The sequence below is a fragment of the Marinobacter sp. MBR-105 genome, assembly GCF_053628895.1.
The window spans coordinates 85,287-102,493 of the sequence record NZ_JBRJHG010000015.1 but is presented as its reverse complement, the minus strand read 5'-3'; the positions used below and the strand labels follow the sequence as shown (position 1 = coordinate 102,493).

Sequence of the window (17,207 nt, the reverse complement as noted above, 5' to 3'; positions counted from 1 at the left end):
GCAGCAACGCCGGGTTTTTACGGAGCCGAAGCCAATCAGGCCGGCTGGGGTTGAGCATCCTCCCGCGCCTTGCGCCTGAGCTGTCCGAAAGCGACCAGGCCCAACAGTAACAGTGCCGGGATAAACATCAACTCTTTTGGTGGCCGCTCCAGCTCAATCTGGACTGCATCAATGGTCCAGCCAAACTGGATACCGGCATCTTCCGCAGCACTGCCAAAGTTGACGAAATCCACCACCAGATCACCGCCCTGCTCTGACACTTCCAGGCCTGCACCCGCCAGGCGCTCCTGCGCGGTTTCACCTCCAGGGATCTCAAGCTCGACGTAGGTGGTGACATCACTGCCATCCAGCGCCATGCCTGACACCTTCAGCACCACCTCACCATCAGCAGGCACATCCGCCACGTATTCCATAACGGCGGTCCCCGGCCGCTCTTCGTTCGGCGGATAGATCATGTCCCACCAGAAACCGGGCCGGAACATGGTGAAGGTAATCAGCAACAACAACAGGGTTTCCCACTTCCGGCTCCGGGTGAACCAGAAGCCCTGAGTTGCCGCCGAGAACACCAGCATGGCCGTGACGGCACTGAACACCGTAACCAGCAGATCAAACCAGCCAGTCAGGCCAATCAACAACAGCTGCGTATTGAAGATGAACATGAACGGCAGGATGGCGGTTCGAATATCGTAGGTAAAACCCTGGACACCCGTTCGGATCGGGTCTGCCCCTGAGATTGCCGCCGCCGCGTAGGCGGCCAACCCCACGGGCGGCGTATCATCCGCCAGTATCCCGAAATAGAACACGAACAGGTGCACCGCAATCAGCGGAACGATCAGGCCATTCTGGGCCCCCAGGGTTACGATAACCGGCGCCATCAAGGTGGAAACCACAATGTAGTTGGCGGTTGTCGGCAATCCCATCCCCAGAATCAGACTGATCACAGCAGTGAAGATGAGCATCAGCAGCAGATTTCCGCCAGACAGGAATTCCACGAACTGAGTCATCACCAGGCCGATACCGGTCAGCGTCACCGTACCAACTACGATGCCGGCCGTTGCTGTCGCAACGCCGATACCCACCATGTTCCTGGCGCCGGTCGCCAGCGAATGGAACAAATCACTGATGCCGCCGGTGAACTCAGAAACCAATCCGCCATGCTTGCGGAAAAAGGCCTTCAGCGGCCGCTGGGTAATAACGATAAAGATCATGAACAAGGTCGCCCAGAAGGCAGACAGCTGGGGCGAAAAGCGTTCAACCGTCAGACACCAGACCAGCACCACCACCGGCAGCAGATAATAGAGTCCGGTTTTAACGGTGGGGCCTACCTCTGGCAACTCGTTCATTTCTTTATTGGGATCGTCTTCCTCCAGCTCCGGGAAGCGGGTGGCATAACCTACCAGGCCGACATATATCATCACCAGAATCGGCCCAAGCACCCAGGGCGCGGCCTCACCCAACACCCCTTTGGTCCAGCCAACCCCGTAATAAACCGCGAAGGTCAGTACGATCAGGCCAATCAGAATGACCACCCAGTTCAGCATGCGCTGGGCCAGGGTTGGACGATTCAGCCGCTCTACCCCTTCCATCTTCAGCTTGCAGGCTTCCAGATGGACGATGTAAATCAGGGCAACATAGGAAATCAGTGCCGGCAGAATGGCGTGCTTGATCACCTCGAGATAGGAAATCCCCACGTACTCGACCATCAGGAAGGCCGCGGCCCCCATGATGGGCGGGGTAAGCTGGCCGTTGGTGGACGCAGCCACTTCAACCGCGCCGGCTTTGGTAGCCGGGAAACCGACCCGTTTCATCAGGGGAATGGTGAAGGTACCGGTGGTCACCACATTGGCGATGGAGGAGCCGGAAATCACCCCACTCAGACCACTGGAAACCACCGCCGCCTTGGCCGGGCCTCCGCGCATATGCCCCAGCATGGCGTAAGCCACCTTGATAAAGTAGTTACCGGCTCCCGCCCGCTCAAGCAAGGCACCGAACAACACAAACAGGAAAACAAAGCTGGTAGATACCCCAAGAGCAACCCCGAATACCCCCTCGGTTCCGAGCCATTGGTGGGAAGCCAGCTTGTTCAGGCTCACGCCTTTATGAGAAATCACATCCGGCATGTAAGGGCCGGCCAGTGAATAGGCAATAAAAACCGCCGCAACAACAGTCAGCGGGAGCCCAAGGGCCCTCCGGGTAGCTTCCAGCAGCAATACCAGGCCACCCAACGCCACCCAGAGATCCATGGTGGTTGGTGCCCCCGGCCTCTGCGAAAGAGCATCATAAAAAACATAAAGATAGGAAGCCGCAAACGCAGCAGCCAAAGCCAGTACCCAGTCGTATAGGGGGACCTTGTTGGCATGCACCCCCTTGATCATCGGGAATGCCGAGAAAGCGAGAAACACCGCAAACGCCAGGTGAATTGACCGCGCTTCGGTGGAGTTGAATATTCCGAAATTCAGAATGAACGGCAGGGGTGATGCAATCCAGAGCTGGAACAACGACCAGCACACCGGAACGATGAACAGGATAACCGCTGCAGGCCCGGTCAGCGCCCGGCCTCCGGTTTCGGTCTGCAATACCTGTTCTACCTTGCTGGCATCAACTCCCGCCCCGGTACCGGGGTCATTCTTTGCCATAGAATGTTCCTGTGATGGGAAATAACCTTACTGAATCAACAGAGCGGGCCTCAGCCCGCTCTGTTGATATTCCTGGCCGATCAGTCGATCAGGCCAGCCTCGCGATAGTACTTGGCCGCGCCCGGGTGCAGCGGCGCACTCAGGGCATCAGAGACCATTTCTTCTTTCTTCAGGTTGCCGAAGGCAGGGTGCAGACGCTTGAAGCTGTCGAAGTTCTCGAACACGGCCTTGACCACTTCGTACACGACATCTTCCGGAACGTCAGTTGAGGAAACGAACGTAGCAGCCACACCGAAGGTAGTTACATCTTCGTCGGAACCACGGTACATACCACCCGGAATCACTGCCTTACGGTAGTAGGGGTTTTCCTTGATCAACGCTTCCGTCGCCTTGTTGTCAACGGCAACAATTACACTGTCACAGGACGTGGTGGCTTCCTTGATGGCACCGGAGGGGTGGCCAACGGTGTAGAAGAAAGCGTCAATGTTGCCATCGCACAGCGCCTGGGACTGCTCGGCAGCCTTGATCTCAGCCGCCAGCGAGAACTTATCCATGGTCCAGCCCATTTCATCCATCAGCACTTCTGCTGTGGCGCGTTGGCCAGAACCCGGATTACCCACAGACACGCGCTTGCCTTCCAGGTCTTCAAAGGTCTTGATGCCGGAACCTTTGCTGGCAACCACGGTGAACGGCTCAGGGTGCAGCGAGAAGACCGCACGCAGCTTCTCGTTTTTGCCCGCATCTTCAAACTGGCTGGTGCCATTGTAGGCGTGGTATTGCCAGTCGGACTGGGCAACAGCCAGATCCAGCTCGCCCTGGCGAATGGCGTTCAGGTTGTAAACGGAGCCACCGGTACTCTCAACCGAGCAACGGATACCATGCTCCTTGCGATCCATATTCACCAGGCGACAGATAGCGCCACCCGCCGGATAATAAACGCCGGTAACACCACCGGTACCGATGGTCACGAAGCGCTGTTCCTGCGCGGAAACCGCAGAGGACGCGGCACCCAGGCTCACGGCGGCTGCAACGGCAAAAGCGGACGCTTTGAGTTTCAGTGTCATGTGTGCTCTTCCTTTTCTTGATAGTTATAGTCGATTACCCGCACGGGTATACGGGCAAACATCCGGTTCGTTCTAGAACATAGAACACTTCTGGCCATAAATAAAGGAAGGATTAGCACGCTAACCAGCTGACCTATCAACAAAAAAGCCCGCACAGGCGGGCTTTTTTGCTGGTTCAGGGCGATTTTCAGGACTTCGCAGCCCGTGCTTTCGCCAGCATCTTGTCCGGGCGAAGCAGGAATCTCGCCAGGGCCGGCAGCAGCCAGATTGCCCCTACCATGTTCCACAGGAACATGAAGAACAGCAGGAAGCCCATGTCCGCCTGGAACTTGATCGGAGAGAATATCCAGGTCACAACACCAAGACCCAGAGTCACACCGGTAAAGATAACCGCCTTACCGGTGGAGCGCAGGGTTTCATAGTACGCCTCCTGCAGCGTCTTGCCCTCCAGCAGGAACTTTTCAAGTTTGCTGTAGATATAGATACCGTAGTCCACACCGATACCCACACCCAACGCAATCACCGGCAGCGTGGCCACCTTGATACCGATACCGGACACCGCCATGATCGCCTCACACAGGATGGAGGTCAGGCCCAGCGGAATCACAATACAGGCCACAGCCCTGATGGAGCGGAAGGTCAGGAAGCAGAGCAAACTCACTACGCCATACACCAGCAGCAGCATCATGTCCTTGGCGTTCGAGATCACCTCGTTAGTCGCCGCTTCGATACCGGCGTTACCAGCTGCCAGCAGGAAGGTATGCTCTTCGTTGCTGTTGGCATCGGCGAACTGTTCGACCCGCTCGACTACCGTTTCCAGAGTTTCCGCCTTGTGATCTTCCAGGAACACCAGAACCGGCGTGAGACTGCAGTTGGTATTAATCAAACCTGCCGGCGCGTCACGAATGGAGGCATTGATGATGGTCTGGTTGCGGGAAATCTCGTACCACTTCCAGTTACCCTCGTTCAGAGCCTTGGTAACCAGCTTGGAGACATCAGCCAGGGAGGCGGAGCTCTGCACACCCGGAGTGTTCTGCAGCTCCCACTGCAGACTGTCCATGGCCCGGAGTACGTTGTACTGGGTACATTGTTCTTCCGGGGTCTTCACCATCACCACAAGCACGTCTGCACTGGTGGAATAATTGTTGATGATGTAGGCGTTATCCTTGTTGTAGCGGGAATCCGGGCGCAATTCGGGCGCACCCTGGTCCAGGTCCCCCACTTTCAGGTCCTGCTTGTAGTACATGCCCAGCCCCAGGCCGATCACCGCGATCAGCAGGGAAATCGGCGCAACCCCCGGATGGGAGAAGTAGGACATGACCCGCCACTTGCGGTCCTGCTTTTCACCATGATTCTGAACATGCTGGACACCGCCTTTGGAGATGCCGATGTAAGACATGATCAGAACGTGCAGCACCAGGTTGGTGATAATGACGAACGCCACACCCAGACCGGCCGCCACAGCCAGATCACGAATAACGTCGATTTCGATAAACACCAGCGTGAGGAAGCCGACAGCGTCAGAAATCAACGCCAGCATGCCCGGAATATAAAGAGCCCGGAACGCCAGACGTGCTGAGGTGACGGCATCGAAACCTTTGGCCGACTCAACCGCCATGGCATTAACGATCTGAACACCATGACTGATACCGATCGCGAACACCAGAAACGGCACCAGTACCGAGTATGGATCCAGGCCATAGCCCAGCAGCCGCAGGGCCCCCAACTGCCAGAACACGGCAATGATTGAGGTAAAGATCGGCACCAGTGTTCCGGCGATGCAGCGGGAATACCAGAACAGCAGCAGCGTGGTCAGCAGAATGGTAATGCCGGCAAACCAGGCAATGGAGCCGATGCCCTCAATCAGGTCACCGACTTTCTTGGCGAAACCAACAATGTGAATATTGACGTTCGGATTCTGTGCTTCGTACTTCTCCCGGATCTTCTCTTCCAGCTCACGGGAGAATGCTGCGTAATCCAGAGCCTCGCCGGTTTCCGGATTTTTCTCATACAGTGGCGCATACACAATCGTGGATTTGAAGTTGTCTGATATCAGACGACCCACTTCGTTCGAACGCAATACGTTCTGGCGCAACTGCTCCAGGCTCTCCCGGGAGCCATCGTAGCCATCCGGAATAACCGTACCGCCCTGGAAGCCCTGCTCGGTAACCTCTACCCAGCGAACGTTCGATGTCCACAAGGTTTTCAGGCCGGAACGGTCCACCCCATTCAGATAGAACACCTCATCGGTGATCTGCTTGAGGGTTTCCATATATTCGGCAGTAAAGATATCTCCTTCTTCCACGGCAACCGCAATCCGGACAAAGTTACCCAGGTTGTCCAGGTCGTCCCGGTGATCCAGCATATTGACGATGTACGGATGTTCCAGCGGAATCATCCGCTCAAAACTGGCATCCGGCTGAATTTTGATGGCGTTGTAGCCAAGAAACAGCGTCAGCACAAAAAAGGCGACCAGGATCAGCGCCCGGTTGTTGAAAAGTAAACGCTCAAGGAACGGTTCCGCCTTGGGCGTTGTCAGGTAATGTTCACCCCTGTCATGCATCGGGTCAGACATTAAAAAACCCCTCTATCCATTAATCCGTTGATGCCACACCAGGGCGTTAATTCAGGTTCCGGCCGCGAGCGTCGGTAATCTCAACACCGCCTTCGCCGACCAGCAATAGATTGGTTCCCGGCAATGGAACCACACCCATGACACCTTCCCGGTCATTGCGGAAGTAGGGGCGGAAGCTTTCACCATTGTTGGTGCTCATCAGCACTGCGCCGCCATTTCCCACCAGGGTAATGCGTCCATCCTCGGCCACCGCCGCGTTATTCAGGGTGGCGCCGCCCTCATTGGGCACCATGGTCCAGCTACGGCCAAGATCGGTCGACAGCAGAGTGTTGCCCCGCAACCCGAACGCCAGCACCTCGTTCACCCGTCCGGTTCCGGTGACGCCAAACAGGGAGCCATCGTATGGGCTTTCCCGCTTCTCCCAGGATTCGCCGCCGTCAACAGAAACGTGAATCTGACCAGCTTCACCGACCACCACCAGCGCGCCACCGGCTACCTCGGTAATGCTGTTGTAGTGGAAGTTGGTTGGGTTATCGAGTTTCGGCGCCCAGTCTTCCCAGGTCTGCCCACCATCCTGGGTTCGCAGAATCATGCCATAGGCACCCACCACAAAACCGTGGTTCTCGTCTTCGAACCAGACATCAAGGAACGGGTTAACCGGCCCGATTTCCATATCTGCCTGGGTGTTTTCGAGGGCGAAGAACAGATCGTCAAGCGCCCACTCCAGGTCAGCCTTCTCTTCTTCCGGAGCCTGTTCAATGCGCTCTTCCAGCTCAGCAATCTGGTCTTCCTTGCTGGCAATCACCAGCTCGGCGGCCTGAATACCATCGAGCTGCAGCTCCCAGGTCTCCCCGGAATCGCTGGAATGCAGCACAACACCGCTGTGGCCAACCACCCAGCCATGCTGCTCGGTGCCAAAATCAACGGCGGTCAAAGTGACCGCCACCGGCACTTCGGCCTGCGTCCACGACTGGCCCTGATCGTCAGAATAGATTACGTGCCCACGCTCACCCACTGACACGATTCGATCGCCTGCGCGGGTTGCGTCGGTCAGTAGTGACTGGGGAGCCAGTTCTGTTGGCCTCGCCGGTGTCTCGATAATATCCGCGAGTGCAAATGCCGCTGGAGCTGCCAGTGCCATAGAGAGGCCAAGGCAGGCAGTTCCCAGTGTCTCGCACATGAACCTTTTAGCCATTCAGATTGCCTTTACGTTGGTTAAATCCTGATGCGCCTGCTGCACGACTGGCAGCAGCCTTCGCAAACAAACCGGCAGCCCCCTGGGCCGCCGGTCGACATCCTGCTTGTGGCCTCAGGCGCCGGATCAAACCGGCGCCGAAGCCTCAGCGTACGCTTCGCCTGCGCAAAGAAGCTGGCGAGAAGTACCGTGTGTTTGGTACATCATTGGTAAATACACGGGTATTCGGCTCTTCGGTATCCAGACCCAACACGTGATATCGACGGGCCTGGAGATCGTGATACACATCAAGCACCGTCCAAACCCCCGGCAACTCGTAGTAGTTCTTGGGAATACCCATGGTCACACGCCAGAGATTGCCGCGACCGTCATACTGGTCGAGCAATACGGTGTTCCAGCTGTCTTCATCCACATAGAAGCGACGCTTACCATAGATGTGACGCTCACCATCCTTGAGGGTCGCTTCGACCACGTGCACGCGGTGCAGCTCCCAGCGGGTCAGATCAGGATTGAGGTGGGACATACCCAGAATTTCAGAGTAAGGCGTACCCTTCTCACCGATCCGGTAATTGTTGTAGGGAATGTAGATTTCCCGAACACCTTCGTAATCCCAGTTATAGCGATCCATGGCACCGTTGAAGATATCGGTGTCATCAGCGGTACGCAGGTTATCAGAGGCCGCAATCGGTGAGTCGTAGCCCAGGTTCGGAGCACGGCGGACACGACGTTGACCAGCGTTATAGCCCCAGCCATTGCGCGGATTGATGATCTGGTTCAGGGTTTCGTGAATCAGAATGGCGCCACCGGCAAGACGAGGTGGCGACTGAGTGAACGAGAGATAGTAGAAGATCACGTTGTCCAGATCTTCTTCACCACCCTCAGGGTTGTAGAAGTTGAAGAACGCTTCCTGCTGAGAGGTCACCAGGCTGTAGTCGCCGTTGGTCTGAACCGCCACCTCACTGGAGCGCCGGGTGACAGACACACCGCGCCAACGGGTCAGGTGGTTCCAGATTACCTGCCAGGCCTTTTCTTCGTCATTGCCGTGAAGAATCGGGAAAGGATAGCCACCAAAGGCACCCTCAATACCCTCTGCCTCACCCACAATCTCGGCATTCACCGCGTTCTTACGGGTGTTTTCAGCCACCCATTCGGGCACCGCGTGGGTGCGCCGGGACTGATACACGGGTATGCGGAAGGTAGTCGGGTAGGTTTCCAGCATCGCCCGGACGCCATCGGTCAGATACTCGCTGTACTGATCCATGTTGGAGGCTGTAATGGTAAACAGCACTTCGTCGTCGGGGAATGGATTGATATGGTGCTGCCCGCTGCCCTCGTAGCCAGCCGGCGGCTCCGTCAGGCCGCCATCCCACGCCGGAATGGTGCCGGCATCGTTACCGGCCTTGGGTGAACCGAACGGGGTGAGATCCTGGCCAAGGCGCGCTGCCTCGGATGAAGACACTGCCGCCTGAAGTGGCGAAGCAGCAAAGGACAGAGCCAGCAACCCGCCAAACAAAACGTTTTTGTTGTATCTCATTGTGCAACCTTAAATCCGTCTAGAAGCCTCTGTGGGCCTTTTTGTTATCGTCTGATGCAATCGCAGACTTTCTGACAGATTAGCCGATCCGGCAACATTGTCTATCGACCGAAAGTGCGATTTTGTATCCGGCTGTGACGACGGCTTTACAATCACAGCCAGACAAAGGGCCCCACGGCATCAGTCGCGGGGCCAGGCTCCGGCGTCAGTCTGCCAGGCTCTTGTGTACTACTTCATACACGTCTCTGGACAACTCGGCTTTATCGCGAATCCGCTCCAGTGCCGATTTCATCTGTTTGCTATACCCGGGAGCGAACTTCCGCCAACGGGTCAGCGGTGCCACCAGTCGCGCCGCAATCTGGGGATTGCTGTCATCCAGTCGGCATACCTGCTCGGCAAGGAATTCATACCCGCTGCCGTCAGGATTGTGGAATGCCGCCAGGTTCTGGGCCGCAAAGGCACCCACGACAGAGCGCACCTTGTTCGGATTCTTCCAGTCAAACGCCGGGTGATCGAGCAACTGCCGTATCTGCGGCAGCTGACCTGCACGATCGCTGGAAGCCTGCACCGAGAACCACAACTCTACCACTTGCGGGTCGTCGCTGAATCGCTTGTAAAAGGCTTCCAGGGCCTGTGTTCGATCTTCCGCGAAATCAGAATTCACCAACGCTCGCAGTGCGCCGAGCCGGTCAGTCATGTTATCAGCACCCCGGAACTGCTCTTTGGCCAGCGCCAGCGCTTCCTGATCACCAATATGCAGCAACCAGCCCAGCGCGGTGTTACGGAGACTGCGGCGGGCAATGGCCTCGGGCGTCAGCTGGTAATCGCCCTGCCCGGCGTTACGCTGATAACAGGCCATGAGTTCATCCCGCAGGCCTTCAGCCAAATAACCAAGCACCTTTTCACGGGCCTGGTGAATGGCAGCAACATCAGCCTGCTCCGCCAGCTCAATGAGATAGGCCTCGGAAGGCAACTGCAGCATCTTTGCCATCAGAGCCTGATCCAGCTCGCTGTCCTGCAGCAACGACCGATAGGCATCCACCAGGCGCGGCTCCACCCCGGCAGACTCAAACTCTCCCACCAGAGACTGAATCACATCCACGGCCAGGCGCTGGCCTGCGTCCCAGCGGTTAAAACCGTCCGGATCATGGCTCATCAGGAACAGTAGTTGTTCCCGCGTCCAGGGGTAGTGCACCCGCACGGGGGCAGAAAAATCTCTCAGCAGAGAAGGTATCGGGCACTCTGACAGGCCCTCAAACTCAAAGCACTGTTCCGCCTGACTCAGCTCCAGCACCCGCTCCAGAGGCGCTTCGCCACTCTCACCACTCAGGTGCAAGGGCAGAGGCTGGCCGTCAGCGCCCAGAAGCCCGAGCGCAAACGGAATATGCTGCGGCTTCTTGTCGGTCTGGCCCGGCGTGTCAGGAATACTCTGGCGCACGGTAAGCCGATAGACACCGCGCGACTCGTCGTACTCATCAGACACCGAAACCACCGGCGTGCCGGCCTGCTCATACCATAGCCGGAACTGGCCCAGGTCCCGCCCGGACGCGTCTTCCATAGCGCGAACAAAATCATCGGTGGTGACCGCCTGCCCGTCATGGCGCTGGAAGTACAGATCGCTGCCCTTACGGAACATCTCGTCACCAAGGAGGTTGTGGATCATCCGAACCACTTCGGCACCCTTTTCGTAGATGGTCAGGGTATAGAAGTTGGAGATTTCCATGTAAGACGCCGGGCGCACCGGGTGGGCCATGGGGCCGGCATCCTCGGCAAACTGTGCTGTGCGCAACAGGGTGGCATCCTCTATTCGTTTCACCGTCGGCGATCCCATATCGGCAGAGAACTGGGAATCCCGGAACACCGTAAAACCCTCTTTCAGGCTCAGCTGAAACCAGTCGCGGCAGGTTACCCGGTTGCCGGACCAGTTATGGAAGTATTCGTGGGCGACGATGGCCTCGATGCGCTGGAAGGCGGCGTCCGTAGCAGTCTCCTGACTGGCCAGGACACAGGAAGAGTTGAAAATATTCAGCCCTTTGTTCTCCATGGCGCCCATATTAAAGTCGTCCACCGCCACGATCATGAAGATATCCAGGTCATACTCCCGCCCATAGACCTCTTCGTCCCAGCGCATGGAACGCTTGAGGGCATCCATGGCGAAATCACACTTCTTCGCGTTGCGGGGCTCGACATACATGCGCAGATCAATGTTGCGGCCGGAACAGGTGGTGAAGGTGTCTTTTTTCTCCACCAGGTCTCCGGCTACCAGGGCAAAGAGGTAAGCCGGCTTGGGGAACGGATCTTCCCAGGTGACAAAATGGCGACCATTTTCCAGCTCGCCCTTATCCACCGGGTTACCATTGGAGAGCAGCACGGGATAGGCGCTTTTGTCTGCCTCGATACGGGTACGGAAGCGCGCCATGACATCCGGCCGGTCCGGATAGAAGGTAATGCAGCGAAATCCTTCCGCCTCGCACTGAGTGCAGAACATACCGGAGGACTTGTACAAACCTTCCAGCCGGGTGTTGTTCTGAGGTTCGATCCAGGTGACTACCTGCAGCTCGAATTCTTCCGGCACCGAGGGCACGACCAGCGCATCGCCACGGTCTTCGAACTCACCAGTGCCCAGAGGCGAGCCATTCAGGGAAACCGATTCCAGTTGCAGACTATCACCGTGCAGAAACAGAGGGGCAGCGCTCTCCGCGGAATCCGGGTTGCGGCGCACAGTCAGGGTACTGTGCACACGTGCGCCGTCTTCAAATAATTCAAAACGCAGATCCACCTGATCAACCAGATACGCAGGAACCTTGTATTCACTCAGGTAAATGGTTTGTGGCTGGTTGGTTCGCATTCATACTCTCCAGAGAAAAGACATGGCGGATTCAGTCAAGAACCCGGAACCGGACTTCATAGCCGGTAAATTTGCGGATATTGATTACACCGGTGTCGAGCATCAGATACTGGCCTTTGATACCTTCCAGCAAGCCCTCCACTTCCGGCGTTTTGTCCAGATTATGGGTTTTCACCTTGGCCGGCCATACCTGAACCGGATAACCCAGCCCAAGTGTGGCTTCGTCCACAATTCGTATGCTGTCTTCACCATGCTGCGCCCGCAATTGCGCCAGGTCGTCTGCGATCAAGTCCAACAGCCGCTCACGCTCTTGCACCAGATCCAGCTCCGGCACATCACCCTTTAGCATGGCTCGCCAGTTGGTGCGGTCAGCCACGTGGTTCTTGCACGCTACTTCTACCAGACCAGACAGGTAACGGCTGGCGACCCGCAGCATCGGTATCGCCGTTACCGCCCCTTGATCAATCCAGCGGGTCGGTACCTGGGTGGCCCGGGTTATACCCACTTTCAAGCCGCTGGAATTGGCCAGATACACGACATGTTCAACCATGCAGTTGGCCTCGCCCCACTCCGGCTCCCGGCAGGTACCCAGGTGATAGTGGCATTTTTCCGGGCTCATGATGCAGCTGTCGCAGGCGGCCAGCTTTCGGAAACACGGATAGCAGTAGCCCTGATTGAAACTCTTTTTGGTGGTGCGATCGCAATGAATACAGCGAATCACGCCATCAAAATTCAGCCGGACCTTATGACCAATAAGGTCATTCAGGGTAATGCGGTTGTCGCCGATGGCCAGGTTATAGGCCACCGGGTCGCCGGCCTCGACCGGCATCTTGCGAAGCCGGCCGGTTACATCAATGGATTCGCTCAAACCTTGACCTCAACAAACTGATCGGGGTCCACATCGTTGTTGCCCTGGCGATCTTTGCGGAACTGCACAGACGGATCGCAAGCGGTACCGGCTTTCTCGCCACGGTCCAGGTATCCCACTCGCTGTTCTTCCGGCACGTTGTGCTTCTCTTCATAATAAATCACCGCTTCCAGGCTGATAGCGCGCTGCTCACGGGTCAACGCGCGACCATCTGGCCATTTGCCAAGCTCAATGGCCCGTTTCAGGTTGCGGTAAACCGTCGGGTCCAGCCGCTCAATCAGTTCTTCGTATGTCATTCCCGCCTCCTGAACGTTTCTTCATATAAAAAAATGCCAAGACCGTTTGACAATTAAAAATGATAACGATTATCATTAATTCACCAAATGACAACGGTCGTATCATTTGGTCTCTCTCATCAGGAGCTAAAAGCTCTTTTAACAGCCTCACCTTTTGGTGGGGCTTTTTTTTGTTTCAGCGTCGGTATCGACGAGGAGGCATGATCGCCGCCATCGCCAACCCGGCCAGAAAACCGCCCAGGTGTGCCTCATTGGCCATGCGACCCACGCCAATCATCTCCGGCACTGGCGTAAAGCCAATGATCATCCACACCAGCGCAAAGGTCACGAGTGCCGGCGGGAATTGGAAACGCGGCAGTCTTCGCTGGCTCAACCAGCAATAACCGAGAATACCGTACACCACCCCCGAGAGCCCGCCGAACAGCGGGCCGGACACCAGATACTGTAGAAGATTGGACGCCAGACTGGTGACCAGAAACAGTCCTACCAGCCGTGGCCGGCCGTCCATCCATTCGATCTGACTGCCCAGGAACCAGAGCATCACCGAGTTGAAGATGATATGGGTCCAGCTGAAATGCAGGAAATCCGGCGTCAGCAGCCTCCAGACCTGGCCTCCCGAAAGGGTGATAGAGAGCGCTTCCAGGCGCCCTGCCAGTGTGCTGAAGGTATCCCAGCTGAACGGCCGGGGGTCGACAATCATCATAGCGGCGGCAAAATTGCTCTGCCCCATGCCGGTCAGCCATACCATCACCACGGCAACCACGATGACGCCAATGACAAAAGGGGCATGACGGGGCGCCGGCTGCCAGCGGCCGCCAGGAGTGATCGGAGAAGACGACGGACTATCCAAAACTACCTCTCTGGTGTTAGCGGGCGACACTATCTTCGCTGGTCGGGTAATCGGGCTGCTCCGGCCGGTCAACATCAACCCAGACAAATTTGTCCGAAGAGAGCACTTTTTCCCCATCAAACCGATAGGCCACCAATTTGCCATACTTCACGGCGCTGAAATCAATACACGCCACATTGTGCTTGAGCGGAGCAGGGGCACCCTCCATCCAGTAATGCCCGACAAACACCGGTGGTGCGTCCAGTGGATAGGTAATCAGCTGCTTGCGCTCCTCCTCGCGCAAAGTCCTGCTGGCCACCTCCGGCGGCAGCGGGTCCGGCTGGAACACCACATCTGCATAGGTTTGCGGGTCGTCTGCCCAGAACTTGGTACGGAAGAACTGCCGGACGTAGCCATCCCGACCGGTAATCGACATCCCCTCCGGCAGGCGCAGGTCGGTTCCGCGCAGCAGGGTGTCCATCACCTGCCCGGCAAAGGATTCGATGGCCGCCGAGGCGTGCAGGAAATCCTCGTCGATACAGGCGCCGCCCTGGCTCTGGCGGAACTGATCAATCAGGGTCTGATCCCAGCAGGCATGCACCACGCGGAAGCCATCCTCATCAATGAACAGCGGAATGCTATAAAACCACTCCAGAAACTCGTTCCATTCATGTGGATACGCATCAAACTGCTCAAGGGTTTCCTTGATCAGCCGATCGTGGCGGGCATTGTGTTCCCGCAGAAATTTCTTGCCGCTGCCTGGCCGTGCCCGGGTGCAGTAACCCAGTGCGTTGTACTCGTGGTTGCCCATGACAATTCGGGCAAAGCCATGTTCCACCATGTCACGCACCAGGTGCAACGCTTCCCGGATTCTCGGCCCACGATCAATAATATCGCCGATAAAAATGGCCTGCCGGCTGGGGTGCTGGTAAATGCCGTTCCGCTTCCGATACCCCATCTGCTCCAGCAATCGCTCCAGGGTATGGGCGCAGCCGTGGATGTCACCAATAACGTCGTAGCCGCGATGTGCGGTTGTCTTGATTGCCGCCATGATCAACTCGCTGCTATTTCGCTTGCCCAGCCCAGCTTGTCCCGGCAGGTCGCGTAAAAATTGTGATCGGTGGGATGAATCAGACGGATCTTGAATGGTTTTTTGGTGATTCTGATGATATCCCCCGGGGCACAGGCAATGTTCATCTGACCATCGAAGCTGACCTGTGGATAGGTCTCATTGGTTTCGCCGATCACCAGTTTGATCTCGCTTTTACCATCCACCACGATCGGCCGACTGCTCAGGGTGTGGGGGAACATGGGCACCAGCACCACCGCATCCAGCTTCGGATGCATAATCGGGCCACCAGCCGACAGGGAGTAGGCTGTAGAGCCGGTCGGCGTCGCCACAATCAAACCATCTGAACGCTGGCTGTAGACGAAATGACCGTCGATAAACAGATCAAAGCCAATCATGCGCGTGGATTTGCCCGGATGCAGAACCACATCGTTGAGTGCCGAGCCATACCCCAATGGCTGGCCATTGCGCTCAACGTGACCATCCAGCAAAAACCGGGACTCTTCGATGTAATCGCCCTCAAGAACCCGGGCCAGGCGCTCTTCAAGATCTGACGGCGAGATATCGGTCAGAAACCCCAGTCGGCCGCGATTCACGCCAAGAATCGGAATCTTGGACTTGGCCAACTCCCTGGCGGCGCCCAGCAGGCTACCATCGCCCCCGACCACGATCACCAGATCACAGATCTCACCCAGGAGCTTCTTGCTGGCCACCTGCAGACCATGGCCCGGAATCATGGTGGAAGTGTCTTCCTCGATGATCACATGGTAATTGTTGGCGGTAAGGTACTGCTTGAGCTGCCGTAAAGATTCCACCACCTTGACGCTACCCATGCGCCCGACGATGCCGATATTCCTGAACTGGTCCATGAAGTGTCCCGTGGTCTCTGAATGAAACAGGAAACAGTTTAACGAAACTCGGGCAGATTCTGAAAAAAGATACCGGTCAGTCCTTGTGCTGGTCGCAGCGATCGTCCTGTCCGGGCTCGAATTCGGCAGGCTGGGTCACGCGCATGATGGGCTCGCCACAGGCTTTGCCTTCGTCATCAACATGTTTGCATACGGGGTGTTCATAGTGGGCAAGCCATTCCCGATAGGCTGGCTCATTCATGCCACAGCGCTCTGCGGCATAGGCCAGTGGGTTCCCGAAGTAAGTGTCGATGTCTTCGTAGGGCAAAGTAATATGCCCGACACCGGGGTGGTAGCCCACCAGGAATACCGCCTGGGTGCGCAGCTGCTCCAGCAGGGAATCTTCCGGAGGCTGGCGATGGCGGAGTTCATGGTTCTCCTGCTCCAGAGCCACGATCTTGTCGTCTCGCAATTCCAGCTCCCGTTGTTTGCGCTCCAACTGTTCCCGCAACAACACCGTCTCGGCATTGGCGTTGGCATCTTCCCTGCCTTGTTCGGCACTGCCCTCCGCCATTTTCTCCTGCATGCTCAGGTATTGCTCATTGCGCTGGGACAGGCGTTTTTTCAACTGCTCGTTGGTCAGTTTCAGGCGTTCGTGTCGCTGCTCCAGGTCCGCCAGCTCACTGCGCAGCCCCTGCATTTCATTGCGATGCTCACGCTGAAGGTCAGCCAGTGAATCCCGATGGACGCTCTGGAGCGTCTTGATTCTGAGCCGCTGCTCACGCAGCACCTGAGCCAGACGCGCGCGGTCCCGGCTACCGTTGTCGCTGTCGGATTGAGCGGCCGTGGCGGTGAGTACCGGGATATTCTCTTCTTCCGGTTCAATTTTCTGGAAACGGAGGGAATTGGCGTCGACCGCCTTGCGGATCATCTGGAAATGATTGTTTCCGGGAGTCATATCCGGATCCCAGAGTTCATTGGCAAACTCTGGATCCGGGCACTGACTGCGACACACCAGCTGGATGGGTCCGCCCCCCATGTTGGGGCCTTTGGCGCCCCGCTCAGCCAGCGCTTCAATGGGGACATTCCAGTGGCTGTCTGCGCGCCCTTCCTCATCAAACCAGATGCGGAAGAACACCAGAGAACGCACATTCAGATCGGAGCTGAGATTGACGAGAACCGCCCGGACATCAGTTTCGGCCAGGTCTGACAGACCGACATAGCCATCCAGGAAAGCGCCAAATTCCGACAGCCTCATCTGCCGGGCAACCTGGCTACCGTCCATAAAAAATACCGCCGAATAACCTTCAGCGGCCTGGCTGGCATTTACCATCAACCTTCTCCGTGCCCCGGGAATCTCAGTTCCGGACGCTCGCCAGCGCCCTTTGGTTCCAATTCAAACACTTTCCGACATAGTCTAGCCAGACAAGTGCCGAAGCACAGAG

At 56.9% G+C, this 17,207-nt stretch carries 12 protein-coding genes; all 12 read right to left on the bottom strand.

The features are described 5' to 3' along the window. Nucleotides 1-35: 35 nt before the first annotated feature. A complete protein-coding gene (locus ACSSVV_RS16580) occupies nucleotides 36-2,636 on the bottom strand; it encodes a TRAP transporter permease (protein WP_199453301.1) in 2,601 nt (866 codons plus the stop codon). An 80-nt stretch (nucleotides 2,637-2,716) separates the two neighbouring features. Beyond that, nucleotides 2,717-3,700, bottom strand: coding sequence for a TAXI family TRAP transporter solute-binding subunit (locus tag ACSSVV_RS16575; RefSeq protein ID WP_011785536.1), 984 nt, complete (start codon nucleotides 3,698-3,700; stop codon nucleotides 2,717-2,719). A 187-nt stretch (nucleotides 3,701-3,887) separates the two neighbouring features. Continuing rightward, entirely contained in the window at nucleotides 3,888-6,275 is a 2,388-nt protein-coding gene (locus tag ACSSVV_RS16570) for an efflux RND transporter permease subunit (protein WP_011785537.1), read from the bottom strand. Nucleotides 6,276-6,321: 46 nt separating this feature from the next. Next, complete coding sequence (locus tag ACSSVV_RS16565) at nucleotides 6,322-7,470, bottom strand: WD40/YVTN/BNR-like repeat-containing protein (RefSeq protein WP_023010629.1); 1,149 nt, start codon at nucleotides 7,468-7,470, stop codon at nucleotides 6,322-6,324. A 145-nt stretch (nucleotides 7,471-7,615) separates the two neighbouring features. Further along, nucleotides 7,616-9,004 carry a DUF1329 domain-containing protein gene (locus tag ACSSVV_RS16560; RefSeq protein ID WP_121206947.1) on the bottom strand — a complete coding sequence of 463 codons (1,389 nt, stop codon included), beginning with the start codon at nucleotides 9,002-9,004 and terminating at the stop codon, nucleotides 7,616-7,618. Between the two features lie 205 nt (nucleotides 9,005-9,209). After that, nucleotides 9,210-11,852: an aminopeptidase N gene (pepN, locus tag ACSSVV_RS16555; RefSeq protein WP_454106593.1), complete on the bottom strand. Its 2,643-nt coding sequence runs from the start codon at nucleotides 11,850-11,852 to the stop codon at nucleotides 9,210-9,212. Nucleotides 11,853-11,883: 31 nt separating this feature from the next. After that, nucleotides 11,884-12,720, bottom strand: a complete 837-nt coding sequence (locus ACSSVV_RS16550; protein ID WP_273030610.1) for a DUF2797 domain-containing protein — start codon at nucleotides 12,718-12,720, stop codon at nucleotides 11,884-11,886. Continuing rightward, nucleotides 12,717-13,016 (bottom strand): YeaC family protein, encoded by a 300-nt coding sequence (locus tag ACSSVV_RS16545; RefSeq protein ID WP_011785542.1) that lies wholly within the window; start codon nucleotides 13,014-13,016, stop codon nucleotides 12,717-12,719. The genes ACSSVV_RS16550 and ACSSVV_RS16545 overlap by 4 nt, the downstream gene beginning before the upstream one ends. Before the next feature lie 175 nt (nucleotides 13,017-13,191). Beyond that, a complete protein-coding gene (locus ACSSVV_RS16540; protein ID WP_445481288.1) occupies nucleotides 13,192-13,866 on the bottom strand; it encodes a rhomboid family intramembrane serine protease in 675 nt (224 codons plus the stop codon). Between the two features lie 16 nt (nucleotides 13,867-13,882). Then, nucleotides 13,883-14,896, bottom strand: a complete 1,014-nt coding sequence (locus tag ACSSVV_RS16535; protein WP_011785544.1) for a metallophosphoesterase — start codon at nucleotides 14,894-14,896, stop codon at nucleotides 13,883-13,885. A gap of 2 nt (nucleotides 14,897-14,898) precedes the next feature. Next, nucleotides 14,899-15,783 carry an NAD(+) kinase gene (locus ACSSVV_RS16530; RefSeq protein WP_011785545.1) on the bottom strand — a complete coding sequence of 295 codons (885 nt, stop codon included), beginning with the start codon at nucleotides 15,781-15,783 and terminating at the stop codon, nucleotides 14,899-14,901. Nucleotides 15,784-15,859: 76 nt separating this feature from the next. Beyond that, nucleotides 15,860-17,095, bottom strand: a complete 1,236-nt coding sequence (locus ACSSVV_RS16525) for a DNA repair protein (RefSeq protein ID WP_454106592.1) — start codon at nucleotides 17,093-17,095, stop codon at nucleotides 15,860-15,862. Nucleotides 17,096-17,207: the final 112 nt, after the last annotated feature.